The 16,685-nt window shown below is 59.7% G+C and carries 9 protein-coding genes; 2 read left to right on the forward strand and 7 right to left on the reverse strand.

Annotation, left to right across the window (positions count from 1 at the left end; all coding sequences use genetic code 11):
* Window positions 1-129: 129 nt before the first annotated feature.
* Window positions 130-3,543: a pyruvate carboxylase gene (locus CKV99_RS09145; RefSeq protein ID WP_092256754.1), complete on the reverse strand. Its 3,414-nt coding sequence runs from the start codon at window positions 3,541-3,543 to the stop codon at window positions 130-132.
* Between the two features lie 228 nt (window positions 3,544-3,771).
* Here CKV99_RS09145 and CKV99_RS09150 point away from each other — a divergent pair, with 228 nt between their 5' ends.
* Window positions 3,772-7,482: a phosphoribosylformylglycinamidine synthase gene (locus CKV99_RS09150; protein WP_092256101.1), complete on the forward strand. Its 3,711-nt coding sequence runs from the start codon at window positions 3,772-3,774 to the stop codon at window positions 7,480-7,482.
* Window positions 7,483-7,595: 113 nt separating this feature from the next.
* Here CKV99_RS09150 and CKV99_RS09155 read toward each other — a convergent pair whose 3' ends face one another.
* The 4 genes from CKV99_RS09155 to prpD form a co-directional block, all read right to left on the reverse strand.
* On the reverse strand, window positions 7,596-8,579 hold the full coding sequence (locus tag CKV99_RS09155) for a polysaccharide deacetylase family protein (protein ID WP_231910002.1): 984 nt from the start codon (window positions 8,577-8,579) through the stop codon (window positions 7,596-7,598).
* Between the two features lie 294 nt (window positions 8,580-8,873).
* Window positions 8,874-10,022 (reverse strand): bifunctional 2-methylcitrate synthase/citrate synthase, encoded by a 1,149-nt coding sequence (locus CKV99_RS09160; RefSeq protein ID WP_092256104.1) that lies wholly within the window; start codon window positions 10,020-10,022, stop codon window positions 8,874-8,876.
* A gap of 27 nt (window positions 10,023-10,049) precedes the next feature.
* Entirely contained in the window at window positions 10,050-10,973 is a 924-nt protein-coding gene (gene prpB, locus CKV99_RS09165; protein ID WP_092256107.1) for a methylisocitrate lyase, read from the reverse strand.
* Window positions 10,973-12,490, reverse strand: coding sequence for a 2-methylcitrate dehydratase PrpD (gene prpD / locus CKV99_RS09170; RefSeq protein WP_092256111.1), 1,518 nt, complete (start codon window positions 12,488-12,490; stop codon window positions 10,973-10,975). The genes prpB and prpD overlap by 1 nt, the downstream gene beginning before the upstream one ends.
* 133 nt (window positions 12,491-12,623) lie before the next feature.
* On the opposite strand from prpD, the gene CKV99_RS09175 reads away from it, so the two are divergent.
* Entirely contained in the window at window positions 12,624-13,943 is a 1,320-nt protein-coding gene (locus CKV99_RS09175) for a short-chain fatty acyl-CoA regulator family protein (protein ID WP_092256114.1), read from the forward strand.
* A gap of 17 nt (window positions 13,944-13,960) precedes the next feature.
* Here the strand turns inward: CKV99_RS09175 and CKV99_RS09180 are convergent, their stop codons facing one another.
* Both CKV99_RS09180 and CKV99_RS09185 read right to left on the reverse strand, forming a co-directional pair.
* Window positions 13,961-15,376 carry an NAD(P)H-quinone dehydrogenase gene (locus tag CKV99_RS09180; RefSeq protein WP_092256117.1) on the reverse strand — a complete coding sequence of 472 codons (1,416 nt, stop codon included), beginning with the start codon at window positions 15,374-15,376 and terminating at the stop codon, window positions 13,961-13,963.
* Between the two features lie 58 nt (window positions 15,377-15,434).
* Window positions 15,435-16,619 (reverse strand): M20 family metallopeptidase, encoded by a 1,185-nt coding sequence (locus CKV99_RS09185; protein WP_092256759.1) that lies wholly within the window; start codon window positions 16,617-16,619, stop codon window positions 15,435-15,437.
* Window positions 16,620-16,685: the final 66 nt, after the last annotated feature.

The raw sequence follows: 16,685 nt of genomic DNA on the forward strand, positions 1-16,685 counted from the left end.
GTAAGCCTTGATTTGGAGAGCTATGGCTGCGAGGAAGGCCCCTGGGGGCCACACTCGCGTCGGCTTCGAATCCACCACCTCTATCAACCGTAGGGACTTTGGTGGAGGGCTGTTGAGTCTTAGGCAGTCTTAGGCAATCACCACCACTAGGTCCCCACCTTCCACAGCAGTGGGCTGTGTAAATGCGAGGCGCTGAATGGTGCCATCCTTTGTGGCGGAGATAGTTGCTTCCATCTTCATGGCCTCAATGGTGGCCACCGCGTCGCCAGCCTTGACCTCCTGGCCCTCCTCCACCGATGGGGTGACGGCACCGGCAAATGGTGCTGCTACATGGCCTTCGTTGGATGGATCCGCCTTTTCCACCTCGGCCACGGTCGATTCAGCGTTGGCATCGCGGACTTTGATGGGGCGAATCTGACCATTGACGGTAAGCACGACCTGGCGCATCCCCTTCTCGTCAGGCTCACTGACAGCGTCGAGACGCACCACCAACGGTGGGGTGTCACTACCTGGGTCACCGTACACTACAAGCTCTTCGTGGCCTTCCTTCAAACCATAGAAGAAAAGCCGATCACTCAACGCATCCGTGTACCCATAGGTGCGGCGGTGTTCCTGGAATTCTTCGTACTGCTTCGGGAAGAGGAGCTGGTCCAACGCCGCGCGGCGCACGGTGTGGTCGTCGCTAGTGAGGTCCCGGCCCAAGTCCTCGGGCACATCAACCACGCGCTGTCCGCCATCGGCGCGTCCTGCAAGAGCCTTCTCCCGTAGTTCGGGCCAACCTCCGGGAGGGGTACCCAGCTCACCACGTAAAAACCCGATCACGGAATCCGGGATGTCGTACTTCTGCGGGTCTGTCGCAAAGTCCTGCGGATCCACGTTTGCCCCCACCAAGTGCAGGGCAAGGTCACCCACCACCTTCGACGATGGGGTTACCTTCGTTGGCCTGCCCAGCATCTCATTAACGGCCGCGTAGGCATCTTCGATCAGCTCGAAGCGGTCCCCCAACCCGAGTGCTTTTGCCTGGGTACGCAGGTTGGACAGCTGGCCACCGGGGATCTCGTGGTGGTACACACGCCCTGTTGGCCCAGGGATGCCGGACTCAAACGGCGAGTAGATCTGGCGCACAGTCTCCCAATATGGTTCAAGGTCACTGACGGCCTTGAGCGAAATACCGGTGTCACGCTCAGTGTGAGCAAACGCAGCCACCAGCGCGGACATGGACGGCTGAGAGGTGGTGCCCGCCAGCGGGGCTGATGCTACGTCGACGGCATCGGCACCAGCTTCCGCTGCAGCCAGGTAGGTAGCCAGCTGGCCACCGGCGGTGTCATGGGTGTGCACGTGCACCGGCAGCTCAAATTCCTTGCGCAGAGCAGCCACCAACCGGCGCGCAGCCTCTGGGCGCAGCAAGCCAGCCATGTCCTTGATCGCCAAGATATGGGCACCAGACTCAACGATCTCCTCGGCCAGCTTCAGGTAGTAGTCCAGCGTGTAGAGATCCTCGTTCGGGTCCATCAGGTTGCCCGAGTACGCCATGGCCACCTCGGCCACAGTGGTGTTGGTTTCCAGCACTGCGTCAATGGCAGGCCGCATCTGGGAAACGTCGTTAAGCGCATCGAAGATCCGGAAAATATCGATGCCGGAGCTGGCCGCCTCGGCCACGAACGCCCTAGTCACAGTTTCTGGGTACGGGGTGTAGCCCACGGTGTTGCGGCCACGCAGCAGCATCTGAATGTTCACGTTCGGCACCGCCTCGCGCAAGACATCAAGGCGCTCCCACGGGCTTTCGTGCAAAAAGCGCATGCCGACGTCATAGGTTGCCCCACCCCACGCCTCAATAGAAAGCAATTCTGGAGTGAGGTAACCCACGTGCTTAGCACCCGCGAACAAGGTCTTGGTGCGCAGCCGCGTTGCCAGCAGGGACTGGTGCGCATCACGGAACGTGGTCTCGGTGACAGCCAGCGCGGTTTGGTTGCGCAACTTCTCCGCAAAGCTCTTCGGACCCAGCTCTAGTAGGTCATCGCGGGAGCCGCGTGGAATGGAATCATAGTCCCACTTCGGCAGCTTCTCCGGTGCGCGCACGGATGTGGGCCGCTCACCGTTCGGTTTATTCACCGTGACTTCTGCCAGGTAGTTCAGGATCCGGCTGGACTTATCCAGTGCCGGCGGCGCCTCCAAAAGGTGAATATGATCACCAATAAAACCGGTGGAAATGCGTTTGGTTTGGAAATCAGCCTCCGCCAGCAGGGCGCGCAGGAAACCAATGTTCGTCGATACGCCCGAGACAGTAAACTCGTTCAATGCGCGCTGGGCACGGGCCACTGCCTGCTCGAAGTCAGCACCACGGCACGTCATCTTCACCAGCAGGGAGTCGAAGTTCGGGGTGATCTCAGTACCTACAGTCACCGATCCGTCCAGGCGCACGCCAGCCCCACCCGGAGAGCGGTAGCCGGTGATCACGCCGGAGTCTGGGCGGAACCCGTTGTTCGGATCTTCGGTAGTAATACGGCACTGCAAAGCGGCACCATTCAAAGTGATATTCTCCTGGCGCAGCCCCAGGTCTTCCAGCGAGGCACCGGCAGCGATGTGCATCTGGGACTTCACAATGTCCACACCGGTCACTTCCTCTGTGACGGTGTGCTCCACCTGCACGCGCGGGTTCATTTCAATGAACACGTGATTGCCTTGTTCATCGACGAGGAACTCGACAGTGCCAGCACCCTCGTAGTTGATGTGCTCGCAGAACTTCACTGCGTCGGCGCAGATCTGGTCGCGCAGTTGTTCGTCGATATGCTGAGCCGGCGCAATCTCTACAACCTTCTGGTGGCGGCGCTGCAGGGAACAGTCACGCTCATACAGGTGGATTACGTTGCCTTGAGAGTCAGCCAGGATCTGCACCTCAATATGCTGCGGGTTGATCACAGCTTGCTCGACGTACACGTGCGCGTCGCCGAATGCGGCCTCCGCCTCACGTGATGCTTCGGTGGCCAGCTTTTCCACGTCTTCCAGCTTCTCAATGAACCGCATGCCGCGGCCACCACCGCCGGCAACGGCCTTAACAAACACAGGGAACTGAAAATCCTTCGCCCACTCGGCTAGCTGCTTCGGGTCAGTAGACGGCTCGGAGTCACGCAGGATTGGCAGGCCCGCTTCTTCGGCGGCCCGTACAGCAGCGGCCTTATCACCGGTCAGGTCCAGGGTTTCGGCGGTTGGGCCAATGAACTTAATCCCGTTGTCCTTGCACGCACGTGCTAAGTCCGCACGCTCAGACATGAAGCCGTAGCCTGGGTAAACCGCATCTGCGCCAGTCTTCTTGGCCGCGCGCAGCACCTCATCGATGTCCAGGTAGGCCTTCACCGGCTGGCCTTCGACACCGATCTTGATCGCTTCATCCGCAAACGGGCGGTGGAACGAGTTTCGGTCTTCAATGGGATACACCGCAACCGTCTGAGCACCGGTTTCAAAAGCTGCGCGGAAGGCACGCACAGCGATCTCGCCACGGTTAGCCACAAGGATTTTCTTAAAAGATGGCAAATTGTTGTCCACTGTCGTCTTCACTGTGTGGGTGTCCTTTCCCTGCAAAATACATCCTTGTTAAAGTCTAGCGGGCAGCCGGTGACCCGGGGTGAAGTAGCTCCCATTGACGGCCCTATATAGGGTTAAATCACTTTTGTGGGCGCAACTCTACGGTGCCGATAGCCTAGACTGTTGAGCTGACAGTTGTTTCCCACAGTTGTTTCCTTCAACTGATTTGATTGAAAGGCTTACCAGCGCATGGACGCTCGTTTGGCAGTTCGCCGCACGCCGGATTTCCGCAATGAAGAAGCCGCAACGCTTGCGGCCTTGAACAACCTTGAGGGGGTCGCACTGGACTCCGTTGCGGTGGTCAACCTCTATGATGTTTTCGGTGCCACCCAGGCGGATCTTGATGCGTTGCGCCGCTCCGTGGTAGCTGATGAGCGTGTCGACGAGATCTTGAGCCCTGCTCAACTCGAGGGTTTGCTTGCCAGCGAGGGTCGTTCCTTTCTCGCCGTGGAACCCTTGCCTGGCCAGTATGACCAGCGCGCCGACGCGGCCGAGCAAGCTCTGCGGCTGCTCGAGCCTACGACCACCGCCACCATTTATTCCGCTGAGCTTTATGTTTTCGAAGGTGAAGCCGACATGCGCGCCCTCCGCGAGTTCCTGATCAACCCGGTCGAGGCCGGCGAGAAGGACATGAGCATCCTGCGTGAGCCTGAGCTGGGTGAGGTAGAGCCGCTGCGCACGTACCCAGACTTTTTGGAGCTTAACGACGAAGCCCTTGAGCAACTGCTGGCCGATAACGGTATGGCCATGAGCCTGGCAGACCTGAAAGTGGTGCAGGACTACTTCCAGTCTGAGGGCCGCACCCCTACCCAGGTGGAGCTGTCCACCTTGGATACCTACTGGTCTGACCACTGCCGCCACACCACGTTTAATACTGAGTTGACCTCAATTGAGGTAGCCGAACCGAAGTTTGGTGAGCAGTTGCAGCGCGCCTTGGACCGCTACGACGAACTACGCGAGGCCAACGGGCGCACCCACAAGCCGCGCACACTCATGGACATGGGCACCATCATGGGCCGCGAACTGCGCCGCACCGGTGTGATGGATGACCAGGAAGTCTCTGAGGAAATCAACGCGTGTTCGGTCTTTGTGCACGTTCGGGATGACAAGCGCAGCGAGGAATCCCCCTGGCTGCTCATGTTTAAAAACGAGACCCACAACCACCCCACTGAGATCGAGCCGTTTGGTGGGGCATCGACTTGCCTGGGTGGCGCGATTCGCGATCCCCTGTCGGGCCGCTCCTGGGTGTATCAGGCGATGCGCTTGTCTGGCTCGGGTGATATCAACACCCCACGCTCGGAGACCTTGCCGGGCAAGTTACCGCAGGCTGATATTTCTACCCGCGCGGCGCAGGGCTATTCGTCGTATGGCAACCAGATTGGCCTGGCCACCACGGGGGTGCGCGAGTTCAACCACCCTGGTTATGTGGCCAAGCGCATGGAACTTGGCGCGGTTGTAGCTGCAGCCCCGTTAGAGAACGTGAAACGCTTGGATCCGCAGCCCGGCGACCAGGTAATTATCCTTGGTGGCCGCACCGGCCGCGATGGTGTAGGTGGTGCAACAGGTTCATCGAAGGCTCACGACGAGGATTCCGTGGCACGTTCCGGTGCGGAGGTACAGAAAGGCAATCCGGTCAATGAGCGCAAGATCCAGCGCCTGTTCCGCATGCCTGAGGTAGCGCAGATGATTGTGCGTTGTAATGACTTCGGTGCCGGTGGTGTCTCGGTAGCAGTCGGTGAGCTTGCGGATTCCATCGATATCTACCTCGACCGGGTCCCCTTGAAGTACGCCGGCCTCAACGCCCGCGAGATCGCTATTTCGGAGTCGCAGGAGCGCATGGCGGTCGTCGTTAAGCCCGGCGATGCCCAGGCCTTCATTGCTGCTGCCGCTGAGGAAAACCTCGAGGCTGTCGTCCTGGCCGAAATCACTGACACCGGCCGGTTGCGCATGTTCATGAACGGCGAGGTTGTGCTGGACATGACGCGCGAGTTCATCGACACCAACGGTGCCGACCGCGCCCAAAACGTCCGCCTTGTGCCCGCCGATTCCACACCGGCACCACGCCCGGCCACTGTGCTTGACGCGCTGCGCCGCTACGGTTCTCAGGAGGGCATGATCGAGCAGTTCGACGCCACCGTGGGGCGTTCCACCGTGCTCATGCCCTACGGCGGCCGCACACAGAAAACCGACGAAATCGCCAGCGTGCAAACCCTGCCCGTCCCCGGCGGCACCAGCACCGCATCGGTCATGGCGTACGGCTATTCACCGATGCTTGCCGACGAATCCCCCTTCCTCATGGGTGCTTATTCCGTGGTGGAGGCGCTGTCGCGGCTGGCTGCTGTGGGTGCCAACCCGCGTGATGCGTGGTTGAGCGTGCAGGAGTATTTCCAGCGTTTGGACCAGAACCCTGAGCTGTGGGGCGAAGTCACCCAGGCGTTGCTGGGGTTGCTGGAGGCGCAGGACAAGTTCCAGGTTGCCGCGATCGGTGGCAAGGACTCCATGAGCGGCACCTACGGCGATGACCTGCACGTTCCACCCACTTTGGTGACTTTTGCTGTTGGTGTGATGGATGTGGCTGATGTGCGTCCCGCCGCGATCCCTCACGGTGAGTTCGATCTGTACCTAATCGAGCACACTCCGCTGGCATCCGGCGAGCCGAACTACGAGCAGCTGGTGGACAACTTCTCTTCTGTTATCGGCTGCCAAACAGCTGCCGCTGCGTCGATTGTCACCGAGGCCGGGCTGGGACATGCCCTAGTGAACATGGCGGTGGGCAACGAGCTCGGCGTGAACCTCGCAAGCGTGAACCTCGCAAGCTCGGTTCACGGTGTTTCGATAGGATCAATCATCCTCGCCGTTCCCGCAGGCGCTGCAGCCCCGGGCACCAAAATCGGTAGTACGAACACCACTGGCGAGTTCACGTTCGGGTCCGAGTCCTTCACCCTTGAGCAGGCCCTTGCAGCTTTGGAGTCCGAGTACCGCGAGGTCTTCCCACTGAACGAGGACTTCAACGGCGCTGAGGCCGATGAGGCACTCCCCGACTTCGCCACCACCACAACCGGCGACGTGCCCGTTGCCGCCCGCAGCACCGTGGTGGAAACTCCGCACGTCTTGCTCCCTGTCTTTCCTGGCACGAACTCGGAGTATGACATGGCCGAAGCCTTCGAGGCCGCCGGTGCGACTACTGAGTTCCACTTGATCCGCAACCTCACTCCGGAGATGTTGGCCGAGGATACGCAGGCGTTCATCGCGAAGCTGGACCAGGCGGAGATCCTGGCGTTCTCTGGCGGTTTCTCGCTAGGTGATGAGCCGGACGGCTCCGCCAAATTTATCGCTGCGTTTTTGCGCTCGCCAGAGGTCGCCGAAGCTGTGAAGGCGTTTGTGAATCGTGAAGGCTTGGTGCTGGGTATCTGCAACGGGTTCCAGGCGCTGGTCAAGTCCGGTTTCCTCCCTTATGGTGATCCCGCAAAGCTCACCGAGGACTCCCCGACTTTAGCTCACAACCGTCAGCTGCGCCACGTTTCCCGCATCGCGTCCACCCGTGTTGCATCCGTGGCCTCCCCGTGGCTGAGCTCGTTTGAGCCTGGGCAGCAGCACCTGATGCCGGTGTCGCACGGTGAGGGTCGCTTTGTGGTGTCCGAGGCCGAGGCACGCGCACTTTTCGACGCCGGCCAGGTCGCATTCCAGTACGTGGATGCGCAGGGCGAGCCAACCATGGTGGCTCCTGATAACCCGAACGGTTCCTCCTATGCGATCGAAGGGATCGTCTCGGCTGATGGCCGGATCTTGGGCAAGATGGGCCACCCGGAGCGATTCCGTGATGGCTTGATGCGCAACATCCCCGGCATCGGCGAACAGGACATCTTCGCCAACGCGGTGAACTGGGTGCGCGGAAAGTAGTCCAGGAAAATCAGGGGTGCCTTAGGGGATTGCGGGTTCTGTTTCACAGGGATGTTTCCGATCGCCGAAGCAGATTCTTTCCTGGCCACAGACTCCTAGTGACCTTTTTGGCCTCACAATGTCGCCGGGACTGCCGGACCTAGCGTCACAAACTCGTATCCGGCCGCGCGCAGCTGTGGCAGAGCCATGCCCACTCCCTCTGCTGTGCCGCTGCTTGGTTGGTTCATGTGCAATAACACAATCGAGCCTGGGACGCTACCTAGCAGGTTGTTGGAAACTGCGGGAGCAGTCAGCGTCGCGCCGGCATCACCGTTGACGTTAAAGCCAGCAATACTTACGCCCAGCTCCTGGGCGATCCTCACGGCGATGTCGTCATAATGGGCAGTACCCGAGCGAAACCAGTTCGATTCCACCCCCAGGAACTCCTGCATGAAGCTCCGATTGTGTTCGATTTCTTCCACGACCTCGTCAACATTCGCTGTGCCGACAACTCCGTAGGCTGACCGGCCATGCACCGAAAGCGGCTTGTGCCACGAGCCGTGGTTTTCGATCTGAAAAAGCGAATCACTCGCCAACTCTTGGGCACGTTGCGGGTTGGCATCAATCCATCGCTTGTTCAAAAAGAGCGTTGCCGGCACTTGTTCTTGTTGCAAGGTGGTCAGCAGGGCTTCGTCGACAAGCGATCCGTGCGTGCCCCCACAAGCGTCGAACGTGAGTGCAAGCCTCTTCGGGGCCGTGCTCACACGCTCCACGATTCCCGGCAGGTGCGTGCCCCACGCATGTGGTGTGGCACCACGGTATTTTTCCGCGACCTGCGCTGCACGCTCCGCCCGCGCAGGCTTTTCGACGAGCGTCTCTGGCACCACCTCGGATGTGGGATGAGTTTTGGGACGAGAATTCCCCGAAGGCATCACAGTTTCCGGCTCAACATCCGGGCGGAGCGACGATGCGCAGGACGTGAGGGCTGCAGCTGCGCCTAAAAGTGGTAGGACAAGCCCTGCACGCAGAACTTCCCGGCGGCTAACTGGGTGAGCTGCGCAACCGCACGCGGTGCGGGCTTCGGCGTGGTGCTGCTGAGCAACAAAGTATCCTCCCATGGGATCACAGTGTATTCCCTCTGAGTATCTCCTCTGAGCAGACCGCATATACGTCGAAGCAAAGCCGTGAATTTTTGAAATGTGGCCCCTCGATAGCGGTCGCTTGGTGGCTTTCGCCTTTTCCACACCCGCTATTAAGTGAGTTCGTATTCCTGAGTTCGAATTCTAGGAATCTAGCAACCGTTTTCAAAAACGTTTCTACTGGTCAAGCAAATTTTCCGGATTAATTAAAACCTAAAATGCGAACCGAGGAATACGAACTCAGCCCCAGCCAGGCCGCGCCAGCCCCAAAAACTACTGCGCAGCCTTCGGGTGGTGGCGCTCGCCCGGCCCGTTGTAGGCAGACAATGGGCGGATCAGAGAGTTGTTCTCAAACTGCTCGATAATGTGGGCGGTCCAGCCGGTGATGCGGCTCATCACAAACAGCGGGGTGAAAAACGGGATGTCAAAGCCCATGATGTAGTAGGCAGGCCCTGCCGGGAAATCCAGGTTCGGCCGGATCTTAATGGAGGTGTTGTCGTACATGGTTTTGGCCATGATGTCGTACATCTCAACCCACTTGTCGGAGCCTTCGTGCTCAGAAGCGAGCTTTTTAAAGGCGGCTTCCATCGTCGGCACGCGCGAGTCGCCCTTCTTGTACACGCGGTGGCCAAAGCCCATCACCAGTTCCTTGTTGGCCAGCTTGTCCTTGCACCACTGCTCGGCGCGGGCTGGATCATCAACCTCGATCATGTTGTGCATGACCGCCTCATTCGCCCCGCCGTGTAATGGTCCTTTCAGCGCGCCGATAGCTCCGGTGATGGCGGACCATGGGTCAGACAATGTGGAAGTGATCACACGCGCGGTGAAGGTCGAGGCGTTGAAGGAATGCTCCGCGTAGAGGATCATGGATTTTTCGAAGCATTCGACATCGCCCGGCTTGTTGACCGGGGAGTCGGGGCCGTCGCCGAAGACCATCCAGAGGAAGTTCTCGGTAAATGAGCGGTTTGGGTCCGGCTGAATGTAGCCCTCGCCCCGGCGGCGGCGAATATCAAGTGCCACGATGGTGGGCAGCTTGGCCAGCAGGGAACGGGCAATCTTCTTGATGTGATCGGTGTCTTTGGTGAAGTGGTCTGGGTCCTGGGTGCCTAGGTAGGCCACTGCGCCACGCAGCACGTCCATGGGGTGGCAGTCAATGGGCATGGACATGATCATGTCGATGGTGCCTTGGTCGAGGTCGCGGTTGTCCCAGCAGCCTTTGCGGAATTCCAGCATGTCTTCTTCTGTTGGCAGTTCGCCGCGCCACAGCAGGTAGGCGACTTCTTCGAAGGTGCAGTGTTCGGCCAGTTCTTGGACTGGGTAGCCGCGGTAGAGCAGCGAGTTGGTTTCTGGGTTGACTTTGGATACTGCGGTGTAGTCTGCGACAACGCCGACGAGGCCTTTGCGGATGTCTTGCTCGGTCATGATGGTTCCTTTCGGAGTTTTCGGGGCTTAGCTTTCAAAGGTGGACTTGTAGGTATCGAGGGAGTAGGTGAATACTTGCTGGTCAAAGGCGTTGTAGTCTTCGTAGCGCACCAGTTCATAGAGCCGGGCGCGGTGCTGCATGCGGTCCAACCATTCAGCGTTGGTGCCGGTGGCGGCCACGTCGCGGAGGAATTCTTCGGTGGCTCCCATGGCCACGCGCAGGGTGGAGACGGGCCAGATCACAGCGTTATAGCCGATGTCTTCCAGTGTTTTCGCGCTGAGCAGTTCGGTTTTGCCGAATTCTGTCATATTGGCCAGCAGTGGCACATCAACAGCGGCGCGGAACTTTTCGAAGTCGGCAGGGGTATACAGCGCTTCGGTGAAGATGAGGTCGGCGCCGGCATCGGCGTAGGCTTTGGCACGATCGATGGCATTATCTATGCCTTCGATACCCGCGGCATCGGTGCGCGCGCAGATCACAAAGTTGTCGTCGCGGCGCTCGTTGACGGCGGCGGTGATGCGACGCACCATCAAATCTTGGGGGACTACTTCTTTGCCGTCGAGGTGTCCGCAGCGCTTCGGGTTGACCTGGTCTTCTAGGTGGAAGCCTGCGATTCCTGCGTCTTCGAATTCGCTGATGGTGCGCGCGGCACTCATGGGTTCGCCGAAGCCGGTGTCTGCGTCGACAAGCACGGGCAGGTTGGTAGCACGTGCGATGTGGCGCGACCGCCCGGCAACTTCGGTGAGTGTGGTCAGGCCGATGTCGGGAAGGCCCAGGTCATTGGCTAGGACCGCGCCGGAGACGTAGACGCCGTTGAAGCCGCCGATGTCTTCGATCAGGCGCGCGGTCAGCGGGTTGAATGCGCCCGGCAGTGTGGTGATTTCGCTTGAGTTTAGCGATTCTCGCAGTGCTTGCCGACGCTCGGTTGCGGTTGTTGCGGAGCTGAACACTAGAAGATGCCTCCTGGGATTTCAGGTGCACTTGCCAGAGCTTTATCGGTGACTACAACGTTGAGCTCGTTGAGGTCGGTGAGGTTTTCCAGGTTCTGCACCGCATCGAGGAAGCGGTTTTGCTCTTCTTCAGACACAAGTCCCTTGGCCAGGGTGCGGAACTTGGTGATGTACTGTTCGCGGGCGAAGGGGCGGGCACCGAGTGGGTGGGCATCAGCTACTGCCATTTCGTCTTCGATGACGGTGCCGTCGGTGAAGGTGATCACGGCGCGGGCGCCGAATGCTTTCTCGGCCGGGTCGTGGGAGTGGTAGCGGCGGGTCCATTCTGGGTCTTCCACGGTGGAGATTTTGTGCCATAGCTCCACGGTTTCTGGCCGTCCTGCGCGCTCTGGGGTGTAGGAGTCCACGTGGTGCCAGGTGCCGTCTTCTAAGGCTACAGCAAACATGTACATAATCGAGTGGTCGAGGGTCTCACGCGAGGCCTTGGGATCCATCTTCTGTGGGTCGTTGGCGCCGGTGCCGATCACATAGTGGGTGTGGTGCGAGGTGTGCAGCACGATGGATTCAATATCGCCGGTGGACAGGCCCTTGCCCGCGATGGTCTCCTTCATGCGGCGTGCCAGGTCAATCGGTGCCTGTGCCTGGTATTCGGCGGAGTGTTCTTTGGTGTAGGTCTCTAGGATGGCGCGCTTTTCTTCACCTTCGGCTGGCAGTGGCACGGTGTAGGTGCGCTCAGGCGAGTGCAGCATCCAGGCGATGAAGCCGTCTTCGCCTTCCCAGATGGGTGCTGGTGCGCCTTCGCCACGCATGGCACGGTCGACGGCTTCGATGGCCATCTTGCCGGCGAATGCTGGGGCTGATGCCTTCCAGGAGGAGATCAGGCCTTTGCGGGACTGGCGTGTTGCGGTGGTGGTGTGCAGTGCTTGCCCGACGGCCTGGTAGATGGTGTCTACATCCAACCCCAGCATGGTGCCGATGCCAGCTGCCGCGGAGGGGCCGAGGTGTGCCACGTGGTCGATCTTCCACTCGTGGAGGCAGATGCCCTTAACCAGGTTGACTTGGATTTCGTAGCCGGTGGCGATCCCACGGATCAGGGCTTTGCCGTCGAGGCCTTTGTGTTGTGCCACGGCCAGGATTGGTGGGATGTTGTCTCCGGGGTGGGAGTAGTCGGCTGCCAGGAAGGTGTCGTGGAAGTCGAGTTCGCGCACGGCGGTGCCGTTAGCAAATGCTGCCCACTCGGCGGAGTAGGTGCCGTCCACACCGAATACTTTCGCGCCGCCAGCGTCGCTGGCGACAGGGTGAGATAGTGCCATTGCGCGGGCGGTGGTCACGGGGCGGCGTGGGACAGAGGCCACTGCAACTGCTGCGTTGTCGATGATGCGGTTGATGATCATGTCGACGGAATCAGCTGGCACCTCGACTGGGTCGGCGGCGACTTTGGCCACTTTGTAGGCGAGGTGTTGCTCGATGAGGAATTCTTCTGCGGACTTATGTGTGCGTACTTCGTGGTTGATCATGCACGTCACTTTACGCACCTACATGTGTTTCACGTCACTGCAAACTGTGTATATTTGTGTGGCATGACTTTGTAAAATTTGTGTAAATTGTAAAACTTGCAGGTCACAGCCAATTTAGGACAGGAGCTAGCACGTGAGCAAACACTACGCGGGGGCACGGATTCGCACGCTGCGCCGCCACCATGAGCTCACCCAGGTGGAAATGGCGAACCAGCTTGGTATTTCCACCAGCTATCTCAATCAGCTGGAAAATGATCAACGCCCCCTAACAGTGACGGTGCTCATGCAGCTCACCGACGCATTCGATGTGCAAGCCAGCTATTTTTCCAGCGAGCATGATCTGCGCATGATTAATGAGTTGGCCGAGGTCTTGCCTGGGATCCCCACCGATGAGCTTGCGGATTTCTCCGCCCGCTTCCCGGATATCGCAGATCACATTACGGGATTGTCGTCGTCACGCGCTGACCCGAATCCCTACCAGCTGGTTCGCGACTTTTTCTACGATGCCAACAACTACTTCAATGAGCTGGACTTGGCTGCGGAAAAGCTGGCTGACTGGGCCGGTGCCCGCCAAATCAGGCTGACGCGCCTGGCTACCGCATTGGACAACCAGCATCGCGTAACGGTGCGCTTCAATCAGCATGACCAGCGCCAACGACGCATCTTCTACCCGGAAACGCGCGAGTTGCACCTGCGCGGCGGCATCAATGAGGCGCAGCTGTGTTTTGAGTTGGCTTTGCAGATTGGCTTGTTGGGCCAGTCCGCGCTTATCGACGAGCTGGCCGCCGACTTGCCTACTGATGCAGCGCGAAAGGTCGCCCGCCTTGGGCTAGCCCAGTACTATGCCGCTGCTGTGACCATGCCGTACGGAAAATTTTTGGCCCGCGCGGAGGAAACCCGCTATGACATTGATCTGTTGGCTGCCCACTTTGGTACCAGTTTTGAGTCCACGTGCCAGCGCTTGTCCACGTTGCAGCGTCCGGGGTCGCGCTCTGTGCCGTTCTTCTTTATCCGCACCGATCGCGCGGGCAATATTTCGAAGCGGCAGTCTTCGAGCTCGTTTCACTTTTCACGGACCGGTGGTTCGTGCCCGCTGTGGGTGGTGCACCGCGCCTTTGAAACCCCGAACCGTGTCACCCGCCAGGTGGCCAGCATGCCGGATGGGCGCAGCTATTTATGGATTGCAAAAATGGTGCAGGGGCCGGTCCAACCATTTGGCACACCGGCGAAAGAATTTGCGGTGGGGCTGGGCTGCGATCTGGATCAGGCGCACCGGCTGGTGTACGCAGATCAGCTCAACCTCTCCCCCACCGCGGCCGTGCCAATTGGGCCTGGGTGTGCAGCCTGCGTGCGCGATGATTGCGCGCAGCGCGCCTTCCCCTATGAGGGCAGGCCAATCGCGGTAGATTTGGACGCCACCACGGAACTGGCCTACCGCACGGTACAGGATTAATCCCCGATCAGCTGGGATTAGTCCAAGTCGCCCTTACCTACCAGGCGGCGCGCGGCCTCGGTAATGGAGCCGGACAGAGACGGATACACAGCCATCGAGTCCGCCAGCTGCAGCGCGGTGAGGTTGTTGGCCACCGCAATCGCCACAGACAGGATCAGCTCGGAGGCAGTTGGTGCCACGATCACGCCACCGATGATCTGGCCGGATCCTTTGCGCGCGAACAGCTTCACAAAACCACTGTTCAACGAGCGCATACGCGCCCGTGGGTTGGTGGCCAAGTCCATCTTCACAATGTCTGCTTCCACCTCACCGTCGAGGATTTCCTGTTCGGTCACACCCACCGCTGCGATCTCGGGGCGAGTGAACACTGCGTTGCCCACGGTCTTCAAACGGATTGGGGCAACGCCCTCTCCTAGTGCGTGGTAGATTGCCACGCGCCCCTGCATCGCCGCCACAGACGCCAGCGGATGCAGGTTCGAGCAGTCGCCTGCTGCGTAAATGCCGGACACGTTGGTCCGCGACACACGGTCCACCACGATGTGGCCAGAGTCCTCCACATCCACGCCAGCGGCCTCAAGATTAAGCCCCGCGGTATTCGGGATGGAGCCGATAGACATGATGCAGTGCGAGCCGGTGATCTCCCGGCCGTCTGCGGTCTTGACTACCACGCCATCACCGGTGTTGGTGACTGTTTTTACGCGCGCGTGCTTTTCTAATACCACGCCACGGGCTGCCAGTACACTTTCCAGCTCGTCGGCTGCGTCGGCGTCGTCGTGAGGCAAAATGCGGTCGCGGGAGGCCACCATGGTCACTTTCACACCCAGCTCAGCAAACGCGGAGACGAACTCGGCACCGGTTACACCAGAACCGACGACCACCACATGTTCGGGCATTTCAATCACATCATAAACCTGCTGCCAGGTCAGGATGCGGCGCCCATCTGGCTTTGCGCCGTCAAGCTCGCGTGGGGAGGCGCCGGTGCACAGCAGCACCATGTCGAATTGGCGTACTTCCTCTTCGCCGCCTGTGTGCTTGATGCGAACGGAGTGGGTGGTGTGACCGGATTGGTCGTCATCGAAGCTAGCGTAGCCGTTGATGATCTCCACCCCGGCGCGGTCAATCTGGTTCCGGATGTCGCGTGACTGCTCGGAGGCCATCGCGATCACGCGGTTGTTCAGCGCGGTCAGGGACAGGTTGGCTTGGCCCAAACCGTGGTTGAGGCCCATATCATCGGCTCGGCGCAAGTCAGTTTTAATGTTGGCACCTGAGATGAAGCTTTTCGACGGCACAACATCTTTTAAAACGCCGGAACCACCAAGCCCCTGTGCCTCAATGAGGGTGATTTCTGCGTCATACTTCGAGGCTGTCAGTGCTGCCTCGTAGCCGGCGGGTCCACCACCGATAATCGCGATCTTTTTTCGCTGTACTGGCACGGGTGTCTAGCTCCTGTTTCGATTGTGGTTACCGTGACTAGCTTAACCTTTAATACCTTTAATGCAGAAAATCTCCGTCGAAGTCACCCGGCTTGCGCACCTTCTCACTGAAGCGCTCTACCACCGAACCGAAAAGTTGCACGCCTACGTCGATGGATCGCTCATCAACAATCAGGTTGCCTTGGTGTAAGTCTTGGCGCTCTCCCTCGCCCGACCAGCAGCCAAGGCGTGCCATGGAGCCCGGAACGTGTTCCAGGTACCACGAGAAATCTTCGCCACCGGAGGATTGCGGCGCGTCTACCACCCCTTGGGGGTCAACAGCGCGTCCGGCATCTGCAAGCAAAGCGGTTGCCACATCGTCGTTAAGCACGGGTGGAACCCCGCGGAAGTGGTCGATTTCGACGGTGCAGCCGGTGGGCGCCACGATCGATTCAACCAGTTCACGAAGTAGTGGCTCGGTAGTGCGCCACGTCCCGATGTCCGAGGTGCGCAGCGTACCGCGGATCTTGCCGGACTGTGGGATGGCATTCGGCGCGTAGCCTGATTCAACCTGGCCAAATACAAGCACGGTGCCCGTGCGCGGGTCTACGCGGCGTGAGAGCAGCGCCGGTAGCTGGGTGATCAGCGCGCCGAGTGCGTAGACCACATCCGCGGTCAGGTGCGGGCGCGATGAGTGTCCGCCGGGACCAAACACCTCAATTTCAACGACATCGGAGGCTGAGGTGATCGCGCCGGTTCGCACACCCACCTTTCCCACGCGCAGTTTCGGTTCAACATGCAGCGCAAAAATTGAGCCTACTTCGTCGAGTGCGCCCCACTTGATCACGTCCGAAGCTCCCCCAGTCATGATTTCCTCAGCCGGTTGGAAGATCACACGCACCCCGTGAGGCAGGTCGATCGTCGATAAGGCGCACGCGAGGGCCAGGGCGACGGTGGTGTGCACGTCATGGCCGCACGCGTGTGAGATGCCGGGGCGTGTCGACGCAAACTCCAGCCCGGTCACCTCATGGATGGGAAGCGCATCGATGTCTGCCCGAAACGCCAAGCGATCTGTGCCTTCAGGGCCGATGTCTACATACAGGCCGGTGCCGGGAAACCTTACTGGGGTCAGTCCGTGTTCCTCCAGCACTGCCGCGATGAAGTCGGTGGTGTCGTGCTCTTGGTTAGACAGTTCGGGGTGGGAGTGGATATGGCGGCGCCAGGCGATGACGGTGTCACGGTTGGTGTAAAACCAGTCTCTCACGTTCGTTGCGATGCCACTTGAAGCCACTGGCGTCTCACTCCCTACCGTGTGTGACCACGACTGTGT

Source organism: Corynebacterium cystitidis (assembly GCF_900187295.1).
GTDB classification, from domain to species: domain Bacteria; phylum Actinomycetota; class Actinomycetes; order Mycobacteriales; family Mycobacteriaceae; genus Corynebacterium; species Corynebacterium cystitidis.

Coding starts and splice junctions, on each gene's coding strand:
- CKV99_RS09150 (WP_092256101.1), top strand. CDS start 3,772: ATGGACGCTCGTTTGGCAGTTCGCCGCACGCCGGATTTCCGCAATGAA.
- CKV99_RS09155 (WP_231910002.1), bottom strand. CDS start 8,579: ATGGGAGGATACTTTGTTGCTCAGCAGCACCACGCCGAAGCCCGCACC.
- CKV99_RS09160 (WP_092256104.1), bottom strand. CDS start 10,022: ATGACCGAGCAAGACATCCGCAAAGGCCTCGTCGGCGTTGTCGCAGAC.
- prpD (WP_092256111.1), bottom strand. CDS start 12,490: ATGATCAACCACGAAGTACGCACACATAAGTCCGCAGAAGAATTCCTC.